At 65.9% G+C, this 1,423-nt stretch carries 1 protein-coding gene; it reads left to right on the plus strand.

Going from position 1 to position 1,423, the window contains the following annotated elements; genetic code table 11:
• Positions 1 to 224 precede the first annotated feature (224 nt).
• The gene (locus M4J39_RS22760; RefSeq protein ID WP_251730790.1) at positions 225 to 1,403 is read left to right on the plus strand and encodes an IS110 family transposase; all 1,179 of its coding nucleotides are present in this window, start codon (positions 225 to 227) and stop codon (positions 1,401 to 1,403) included.
• Positions 1,404 to 1,423 lie beyond the last annotated feature (20 nt).

The following is a 1,423-nucleotide window of genomic DNA, read 5'->3' on the forward strand; positions in this document are numbered from 1 at the left end:
TCGGCCTTACCCCTTTTCATAGCGTCTCGGATGGCCGCAGACTGTCCCGGCGCAGGTGAGGCGGATATGGCTGTCATTCTGGCTGTCCTCGAAGGCTCCGGCGGCTGCGCCGTCCACCTCACCGCCCTGGATCGACCGCTGATTGCTCGATGCCCGCGATGGCTATGTAAGGCGATGTCGGCGAGCCTGGGCCTGCGCTGGCTGCCAACCCTGCGAGGCACCCCATGGAGGTTTTCGTTGGAATAGACGTCGCAAAGCACACTCACTGGGTCTGTGCGATCGACCACACCGCCCGGGTTCTTCTCAACCGCGCCGTCGACAACGCACAATCCGATGTCGACCGCCTGGCCGAGGAGATCCGTGCCCTCGGCGACGACGTCGTGGTCGGTCTGGACATCACCGGCTCGCTGGCCCGCTTTCTTGAGGCCGTGCTGCTGGCCGAGGGACTGCGCCTCGTCCATGTGCCCGGTATCGCCGTCAATCGGGCCGGTCACGGCTTCGTCGGCGGCGAACGCAAATCGGACCCTCGCGATGCCCATACCATCGCCGATCTGGTCCGCACCCGCGCGCTGCGCCCGATCCTGCCTGACGACGAGACCGTCATTGCCTTGCGCCTGAAGATCACGCGCCGTCGCGAGCTGACCGACGATCAGACCCGCCGCATCTCCCGGCTGCGCCAACTCCTCGGCGCCATCCATCCCGGTCTGGAACGACGGCTCGACCTGACGGGCAAGGGACCGCTCGTCCTGATCTCCCGTTATGTCACGCCCGGACAGATCCGAGCCGCCGGCCAGAAGCGGATCGCCTCCTATCTCAAGAAGACGCCGCATCTCCATGCAGCCGAAACCCTGGCCCGCACCGCGCTCGATGCCGCTCAGGCGCAGAGAACCGTGGTGCCTGGCGAGACCCTCTTCGCCGACATGATCCGCGAGATCGCGGTCGAGGCCCTTCAGGCGCGCGATACCATCTCCCGGCTCGACAGGGATATCGAGGCGCTTCTCGACCGCCACCCTGACGGCGCCCTCATCCGCACCCTGCCGGGGATGGGGGCGGTGCTCACGGCCGAACTCATCGCCAGCATCGGCACCATGGACCGCTTCCCGTCCGCCGACGCTCTCGCCAGCGCCGCTGGGTTGGCGCCGATCATCCGCCAGTCCGGAAAGTCGATGGGATGGCGTCGCGCCAATGGCGGGGACAAAGCACTCAAACGCGTCTTCTTCCAGAGTGCCTTCTGCGCCGTCTCCACCAAAGATCCGCTGTCCAAGGCCTTCTACGACCGCAAACGAAACGAGGGAAAGCACCACACCCAAGCGCTTATCGCCCTCGCACGCAGGCGCGTCACCGTCCTCTGGACCATGATCCACACCCGCCGGGCCTTCGATCCAAGCCGAAAAGCTGCTTGACTTGCGCATTACTCAGCCGC

It is taken from the genome of Pleomorphomonas sp. NRK KF1 (assembly GCF_023721755.1).
Lineage (GTDB): Bacteria > Pseudomonadota > Alphaproteobacteria > Rhizobiales > Pleomorphomonadaceae > Pleomorphomonas.

What these genes read in the sequence shown, in the direction of transcription:
- M4J39_RS22760 (WP_251730790.1), top strand. Translation starts at nt 225, where the DNA reads ATGGAGGTTTTCGTTGGAATAGACGTCGCAAAGCACACTCACTGGGTC.